Below are 8094 nucleotides of genomic sequence, written 5' to 3' on the forward strand. Positions count from 1 at the left end.
GGTTTTCGCAAACGGGTGGCACAATGAACCCCATGCGCTCGATCTGGAAGGGCGATCTTAGCTTTGGCCTGGTCAACGTGCCGGTCAAGGTGTACTCGGCCACGGAAAGCCACGACCGGAAGTCGTATCAGGTCGACTCGAAGGACGGCACACGGATTCGGTATCGCCGCGTTCGGGAGGGCACCGACACCGAGGTCGACTACTCCGACATCGCCAATGCCTACGAAACCGACTCCGGTGAAACGGTGATCCTCACCAAAGAGGATCTGGCGACACTGCCCGTGCAGAAGAGCCCGGAGATCTCGATCCTCGAGTTCGTGCCGACCGAGCAGGTCGACCCGATCTACTTCGACAAGCCCTACTACCTCGAGCCGTCGTCGAAGTCTCCGAAGGCGTATGCGCTGCTCGCGCAGGCTCTGCAGAAGACCGAGCGGCTCGCCATCGCGCAGTTCACGTTGCGCAACCGCACACGGTTGGCGGCGCTGCGTGTCGTCGACGGCGTGATGACGTTACAGACGCTGCTGTGGCCCGACGAGGTGCGCGCCGCCGACTTCCCGTTCCTCGAGGAGGACACCGAGATCCGGCCGCAAGAGCTCGACATGGCGGCGTCACTCATCGAGACCATGGCCAAGGACTTCGACCCGTCGGAGTTCGAGGACCGCTATCAAAACGAGTTGTCGAAGCTCGTGGAGGCGAAAGCCGACGGTGCCGAGGCGTTCCCGGAGAGCGACGAGGAGCCCGAGGAAGACGAGGACTCGGAAGTCGCCGATCTGCTGGCCGCTCTGCGGGCGTCGGTGAAGGACAAGGATTCCTCGGACGGGTCGTCCAAGGACGACGACAAGTCCACGAAGAAGGCACCGGCCAAGAAGGCCGCAGCGAAGAAGTCGCCCGCCAAGAAGACTGCGGCGAAGAAGGCGCCCGCCAAAAAGGCCGCGGCAAAGAAGTCGACGGCGAAGAAATCGGCGGCCAAGAAGTCCGCCTGACGATTCCGGCAGTACTTCTTGCTCGTTGTCTTCGGGTCCTCCGATGGACGAATCAAGTGGTGGTGGTCGGGGGTTGACGGCTGCGCGAATCAGGTCTACTCTCGAACATACGTTCGGATGAATGGTCTGCCGGGGGGTGACGATGACCGAACACCATGACGACACCGATTCTGGCGCTGACTGCGCTGCGGACGAGGTGGACGGGTCGTTGTCGGAGGTTCCTGGTCTGCTCGCCGAGATGCATGCCCTGCTGGATCGGTTGGCCGGTGCGGATCTGTCGCGGTGCGCTGATGCCGAGTTGGTCGCGGTGGCCAAAGCCCAGGAACGGGCGATCAACCGGATGCTGTTTCAAGGGAACCGGCAGATGCTGGAGTTGTCGGATCGGGATGTGCCCCGCGCGATGGGGTTTCGCAGTTTCAGCAATTTCATGAACGCCGAACTGCGGGTGTCGCAGCCGCAGCGGCGGCGTGAGCAGATGACCGCGACGGCCCGCTTCGCCCAGCTCGACGGGCAACGCGGCGAGCCGAAGTATCCGACCCTTTCCGAGGCGTTCGCCGACGGCGAGGTGGGTCCGGCACATGTGGACACTGCCGTGGAATTCCTCGACGCCCTGCCGCACCGGTTGCCTCATGACCGTCAGGTGGCCGCCGAGGCCACCCTGTCGGGGTTGGCGCGCACCCACACCCCGGCCGAGATCACCACGTTGGGGCAGCGTTTGCTGGACCACCTGGACCCGGACGGGGAGTTGACCGACGACAGCGACCGCAAACGGCGCCGCAATCTGTGGGTCAACCGGGCCAACGCGCAACAGATGTCGAAACTGACCGGCCATCTGGACCCGGAAACCCGCGCACTGTTGGACACGCTGTTGGCGGTGTGGGCCAAACCCGGACTCAACAACCCCGAGGATCCCGATTCGCCGAGCGGCGGTGAAGACGACGCCGACCCCGACGCCCTCACCGCGGCCGCCGGCCGCGATCATCGGTCCAAGGCCCAACGCAACCATGACGCGTTGGCGGCGCTGCTGCGGGCGGTGTTTCGCGACGGGCTGCTCGGTACTTCGCATCGTGGTCTGCCGGTGCAGTTGATCATCAAAGCCGATCTCAACGACCTGATCCGCGAATCCGGGGTCGGGGTGACCGCGACCGGGTCGACGTTGCCGATCGACGAGGTGATCCGGCTGGCCGCCGATGCCCAGCAGTATCTGGCGGTGTTCGCCGATGCCACCGCGCTACCGCTGTATCTGGGGCGGGCCAAACGGTTGGCGTCGCAAGCGCAACGTCTGATGTCGTTCGCCCGCCCGGATGGGGAGGTGTGCTCGGCACCCGACTGTGATCAGCCGGCCACCCACGTCGAAATGCATCATGCGGTGGCCGATTTCGCCGACGGCGGGTTGACCGACATCACCGACCTGGCCCCGGCGTGCCCGCGGCACAACCGGATGGTCGGCCCCAAACGCGGGCAGTTCACCACCGGCGTCTACGCCGACGGCCCCGATGCCGGACGCACCTGGTGGCGGCGCAACAGCGACCCGCACGCGCCACCCAACCCGCAGCGGGTCAACCGGCGCCCCGACATCGCCGCCATGTACCGCGACGAGCTCGAGCAGGTGCGTGCCCGCATCCACTCCGACACCGGGGAGCCACCCGAGACTCAGTCGCCACCCGGCGCACAGGCGCCGGGCCGCGATGCCCTGCACCTCACCGAGACGATCCCACCACCGTTCTCGGTCGTTGAAGCACGCCTCGCACTGATGCTGTTCGAGAACTCTCGATGAGGACCGGCGTCGACCACCGGTGATCGGTGCGTCGCGCATGACAGAGGTCACGGGTGCTGCTCGGAAAAGCAGTGGCCGCCTGACCCGGCGTTGGGCCAAGCTGGATAGGTGAGCACCCCGGTAGACGGCGGCATCGAGACCCGCCTCCCCACAGCGCTGAAACCCTTCGCGCTGCGGCAATACCGGCTGCTCGTACTCGGACTGATACTGGCCATGTTCGCCGACGGTGTCTGGACCGTCGGCGTGGTGTGGCAGGTCATCGAACTCGGCGGCGGTCCCGGACAACTCGCCGTGGTGACCGGCGTCGCCGCGGTGGGAATGGTCGTGTCCACGCTGGCCGGCGGCATCCTCGCCGACCGGGTCTCCCAGCGGCGCATAATGATCGGACTGGAGCTGGTGAAGCTCGTCGCCTTCGGGATCGTGGGTGTCGCCGGGATGCTGGGAGTGTTGTCGCTGCCGGTGCTGGTCGGGGCGTCCCTCGTCGGCGGCATCACGATGGGTATGTACTACCCGGCATACTCGGCGTTGCTGCCGAGCGTGGTGGAAGCTGCACAACTGCAGGCGGCCAACGGGATCGAGGGTTTCCTCCGTCCGGTGATCTTCCAGGCCATCGGCCCGATGGTGGCCGGCGGCGCCATCTCGATCGCCTCACCTGCCGCAGCCATCGTGCTGGCCGGCCTGGCGAGTGCGTCATCGGCGATGGCGTATGTGGCGATGGCGCCGGTCGCCGTGCGGCGCGACCTGACCGCCACCGCCGCGCATCCGGTGCGGTCGGTCGTCGCCGACCTGGTCGAGGGATTCGCCTACATGTGGCGGACGCCGTGGCTGTGGGCGACCCTGTTCTTCTCGTGCATCCTCGTGCTTGCGGTGATGGGGCCGATCGAGGTGCTGGTGCCGTTCGCGCTGCAGGATCGCGCGGACGGCGGGGCCGGTGATCACGCCCTGGTACTGGCCGGGTTCGGCATCGGAGCCGCCGCATCGTCGCTCGTCTTCGCGTCGATCCCGATGCCGCGCCGGTATCTGTCCCTGATGTTCGGCATCTGGACGTTCTCCAGCATTCCCTTGGTGATCATGGGTGTCGCCGACTCGACATGGATGTTCGTCGCCGCCGGCTTCCTGATGGGCGTGATGTTCGACGGACCGATGGTGCTGTGGGGGACGCTGTTGCAGCGTCGGGTGCCACCGGAGCTGCTGGGCCGGATCGCGAGCCTCGACTTCTTCGTCTCCGTTGCGCTGATGCCGGTGTCGATGGCGCTGGCCGCGCCGATCAGTCACGCCATCGGACTCACCGCCACCTTCCTTTTGGCCGGCCTGCTCCCGGTGCCCGTGGCGGTCGCCTTCTACCTCGCGGCACGACTGTGGCGCGACGAGATCGAACATCCACTGCGGCTGGAGATCAAAGAGGTGACCCCGCTCAGTTGAGCCTCTCCGCTCAGGGCATGACGATCTCGAAGTCCGGGTCGGGTGCATCGATGTAGCCGGCCAGGCGAGCCAAGGCAGAACCGTCGCCGCTTATCTGCGCGCCCGCGTCGGTGGGGTCGGCGGCCGTGAGTGCGGCGAACAGGCGGTTCGCCGGCACAGTGATCGTCACGTCGGCGGGCGTCGAAGCCGGTGCCGCCGTGTGGGTCAGCACTCCGTTGCGCAACAGCACCCGATAGGTGGTGTCGGCGTCGGGCAGCACCACGTCGAGCTTGATGACGTCGTCCCACGAGCGGGGTCCGTCGATCTGGACGGCCAGGGCGTCGAAGATCTGCGGCGGCGTGAGCTGCGCGAGGGTGTCGGCCGACCGGCTGGAGACCGGGGTGCCGAAGTTGCCGCGTCGCAGCTCGTAGGCGCCGGCGAGATAGATGTTGCGCCAGGTGCCGTTCTCGGCGCCGTACCCGAGTTGCTCCAGGGCGTCGGCGAGTAGTTCCTTGGCCTCGGTGTTGTCCGGCTCGGCGAACACGACGTGGCTCACCACTTCGGCCACCCAGCGCAGATCGCCGTCGTCGAAGGACTTCCGGGCCCGCTCGAGCACCGCGGCCGACCCGCCCATGTACTCCACGTACCGCTTGCCCTGCTCCTCCGGCGGATGCTGCCACAGGTGTGCGGGATTCCCGTCGAACCAGCCCATGTAGCGCTGGTAGATCGCCTTGACGTTGTGGCTGACGGACCCGTAGTAGCCGCGTGTGTGCCACGCCTTCTCCAGGGCTGGTGGGAGGGTCATCATCTCGGCGATCTCGATGCCGGTGTAGCCCTTGTTGAGCAGTCGCAGCGTCTGATCGTGCATGTAGGCGTACAGATCTCGCTGTAGGGACAGGAACTCGACGATGCGTTCGTTCCCCCACATCGGCCAGTGGTGCGGGGAGAAGATCGTCTCGGCGGTGCGGCCGAACATGTCGATCATCTCCTGCACATAGTGGGCCCATGCATGAGCGTCACGCACTTCGGCGCCGCGGAGAGTGAGCAGGTTGTGCTGGGTGTGCGTGGCGTTCTCGGCGACGCAGAGGGCCTGATGGTCGGGCAGATAGAAGTGCATCTCGGCAGGCGCCTCGGTGCCCGGCGCGAGCTGGAACACGATCCGAAGACCGTCGACCGTGTGCTCCTGGCCGGTTTCGGTGATCTCGATCGTGGGATTGATCAGGGTGATCGCGCCCGTTGAATTCGTCTGTCCGAGACCGACTCCCACCTGTCCCTGCGGACCGCGATCGAGCACGGTGCCGTACATGTAGCTGATCCGGCGCGCCATCGCCCCGCCGGCGTACACCCATTCGGTGACCAGATGTTCCACGAACTTCTCGGGTGCGAACACCGCGCAGCGGCCGGCATCGACGTCCTCCTGGGTGGTGACACCCTTGACACCGCCGTAGTGGTCGGCGTGGCAGTGCGTGTAGATCACGGCAGTGACCGGCCGCTGTCCGCGATGCTCGCGATAGAGGTCGAGGGCGGCGGCGGCCGTCTCGGCAGAGACCAATGGGTCCACCGCGATCACGCCCTGATCGCCCTCGATCAACGTCAGGTTGGACGCGTCGAACCCGCGCACCTGATAGACGAGGTCGGGGATCACCTCGTACAGGCCCTGCATCGACGTCAGTGTCGATTGTCGCCACAGACTCGGATTGACGGACTCCGGTGCCTGGCCGCTGACGAAGGCGTACGAGTCGTTGTCCCACACCACACCGCCGTCCTCGTTGCGGATGACACACGAGTCCGCCGTGGCGATGAGCCCGCGCTTCGCGTCCTCGAAGTCGGTTGTGTCGTCAAATGGCAACTCGTCCAGGAGTTTCTGGTGACTCGACACTACGGATTCGATCGGATTTCGTGGACCCTGAGTCATGGTGCCATTAGATCGATGTCGCGGTGCCGCGTCAATCAGCGTGCGCCGGGCGAACGAGATGCTCCGTCGCAGCGGCCACCGTCAGTTCGGTGAGTGCGTCGAGAATCGGTGAGCTGAGCTTCCAGTACTGCCAGTACAGCGGAACGTCGACGTGGTCGTCGACGATCCGCACCACCCGCCCGTCGCGGAGGGCGTCGGCGATCTGGACCTCGGGAACGGCGCCCCAACCCATGCCCAGCTCGACGGCGCGATGGAACTCCGTCGACGCCGGCACGAAACTGATCGGCGGCGAGACGGGGCCGTCGGCGAGCCGGGTGAGGACGTTGCGCTGGATGTAGTCGTTGCGGTCGAAGAGCACCATCGGTGCTCGGGAGAACGCCTCCCATGACGGGCCGTCGGGCATCCAGCGGGCGACGAACTCCGGTGTGGCCACAGGCAGATACCGCATCGCACCCAGTGCGCGTGTGGTACACCCGCGGATTCCGAGTGGGTCAGAGGTGATGGCGCCCAACACTTCTCCCGACCGCAGGAACCGGCTGTTCTGGCTCTCGTCGTCGCGCAACACCTCGACCGCGACCGGGTGCTCGGCCTGCATCTGCGCGATGACGGGGAGAAACCAGGTTGCCAGGGAGTCCGCGTTGGCCGCGATCGGCAGATGGACCCGGGCCTCCGCGTCGTCGTCGGTGCCGCCGAGCAGTTCGGCGCGGGCCTCGGCCACCAGCAGATCCCACTGCTTGGCGAGGCGCACCAGGATCTCGCCGTCGGACGTTGCGGTGGCCGGCTTGGTCCGGCGCACCACGACCCGGCCGACCGCAGCCTCGAGGGCCTTGATCCGTTGACTCACCGCAGACGGGGTGAGGTGCAACGCCGACGCGGCGCCGTCGAAGGTGCCCTCCCGCAACACTGCTGCGAGTGTTTGGACACCGTCCTGGGTGATCTCCATGTCCCGATCCTAGGGCCGATCTTAAGTTCAGTTCATGATTCGTGAAAAACATTCGCTGGATTGTTCAGCTGAGGATTTTTACCGTCGATGACATGACCACGTACGTCCTCGCTGCCATCGCCGGTCTCCTGACCGGTGCCGGCCTGATCATCGCGATCGGCCCCCAGAATGTCTTCGTGCTCCGACAGGGCGTTGCCCGAGCGCACGTTGTTCCGGTGGTTGTGGTGTGCGCGATCTCCGACGTGGTGTTGATCGTCGCGGGAGTTGCGGGCCTCGGCGCGCTCGTGGCCGCGCATCCCGGTGTCGTCACGATCGCCAAGATCCTCGGCGGCGGATACGTGATCGCGCTCGGGCTTCTGGCGGCGCGGCGATGCGTGCGCAGCAGCGACGCTATCGTCGCCAACGCGCACGAGGCGTCGACGGTGAGCCGGTGGGCGGCCGTCGGTATGGCGCTGGCGCTGACCTGGCTCAATCCGCACGTCTACCTCGACACGGTGCTCACCATGGGCGCCATCGCCAACAGCCACGGAAATGCCAAGTGGGCGTTCGCAATCGGCGCCTGTCTGGCCAGTCTGCTGTGGTTCGCCACCTTGGGCAGCGGCGCCACCAAGCTCTCCCGGTTCTTCGCATCGCCGCGGTCGTGGCGTCTGCTCGACGCCGTCGTCGCGGTCGTGATGCTCGCGATGGGAGCGGTGCTGATTGCGTCGGTGTAGGTGGGCGTCACCACCGATCCCTGAGGAGGGCCGGAGCTTGCGGAGGCCCGTCACGAAGGGCCCTTCGATACGCTCGCAAGCTCGCTCCTCAGGGACCGGGGGGTGGGCCCCTTCGTGACCCTTCGTGACAGTGAGGATGATGGTGGGTAGTCGAGGAGGCTGTCGGGTCTGACCTTCTTCGTGACTGACCGCTCCCGGTGGGTGTGTCCTTCACCAGTGACCTGTCGGCCCGGGAAGCCTGCTCGGCTGCTGTGAGAACCAGAGATGTGGCCTTGAAAGGCCGGGGCGGGTGTGACCTGATAAGGACCGTGTCCAACCAGTGGTTGTGACTCTTCACTGTCCTGTCCACCCGCCCCGGCGAG

6 protein-coding genes are annotated in these 8094 nt (G+C 66.2%); 4 read left to right on the forward strand and 2 right to left on the reverse strand.

Translation table 11 applies throughout. The features are described 5' to 3' along the window. Positions 1–32: 32 nt before the first annotated feature. The 3 genes from ku (at position 33) to V1Y59_RS17980 (ending at position 4182) form a co-directional block, all read left to right on the forward strand. The gene (ku, locus tag V1Y59_RS17970; RefSeq protein ID WP_488803376.1) at positions 33–983 is read left to right on the forward strand and encodes a non-homologous end joining protein Ku; all 951 of its coding nucleotides are present in this window, start codon (positions 33–35) and stop codon (positions 981–983) included. A 142-nt stretch (positions 984–1125) separates the two neighbouring features. After that, positions 1126–2760 (forward strand): HNH endonuclease signature motif containing protein, encoded by a 1635-nt coding sequence (locus tag V1Y59_RS17975; RefSeq protein WP_431309217.1) that lies wholly within the window; start codon positions 1126–1128, stop codon positions 2758–2760. 108 nt (positions 2761–2868) lie between these two features. Continuing rightward, positions 2869–4182, forward strand: a complete 1314-nt coding sequence (locus tag V1Y59_RS17980) for an MFS transporter (protein ID WP_330506303.1) — start codon at positions 2869–2871, stop codon at positions 4180–4182. A 10-nt stretch (positions 4183–4192) separates the two neighbouring features. On the opposite strand, the gene V1Y59_RS17985 is transcribed toward V1Y59_RS17980, so the two are convergent. Together V1Y59_RS17985 and V1Y59_RS17990 are read right to left on the reverse strand one after the other, a co-directional pair. Then, the gene (locus V1Y59_RS17985; protein ID WP_330506304.1) at positions 4193–6076 is read right to left on the reverse strand and encodes an alkyl/aryl-sulfatase; all 1884 of its coding nucleotides are present in this window, start codon (positions 6074–6076) and stop codon (positions 4193–4195) included. A gap of 31 nt (positions 6077–6107) precedes the next feature. Next, a complete protein-coding gene (locus tag V1Y59_RS17990) occupies positions 6108–7019 on the reverse strand; it encodes a LysR family transcriptional regulator ArgP (RefSeq protein WP_330506305.1) in 912 nt (303 codons plus the stop codon). Positions 7020–7111: 92 nt separating this feature from the next. Between V1Y59_RS17990 and V1Y59_RS17995 the strand changes: the two genes are divergently transcribed. Further along, entirely contained in the window at positions 7112–7732 is a 621-nt protein-coding gene (locus tag V1Y59_RS17995; RefSeq protein ID WP_330506306.1) for a LysE/ArgO family amino acid transporter, read from the forward strand. Positions 7733–8094: the final 362 nt, after the last annotated feature.

The organism is Gordonia prachuapensis, from assembly GCF_036350515.1.
Taxonomy (GTDB): Bacteria; Actinomycetota; Actinomycetes; order Mycobacteriales; family Mycobacteriaceae; genus Gordonia; species Gordonia prachuapensis.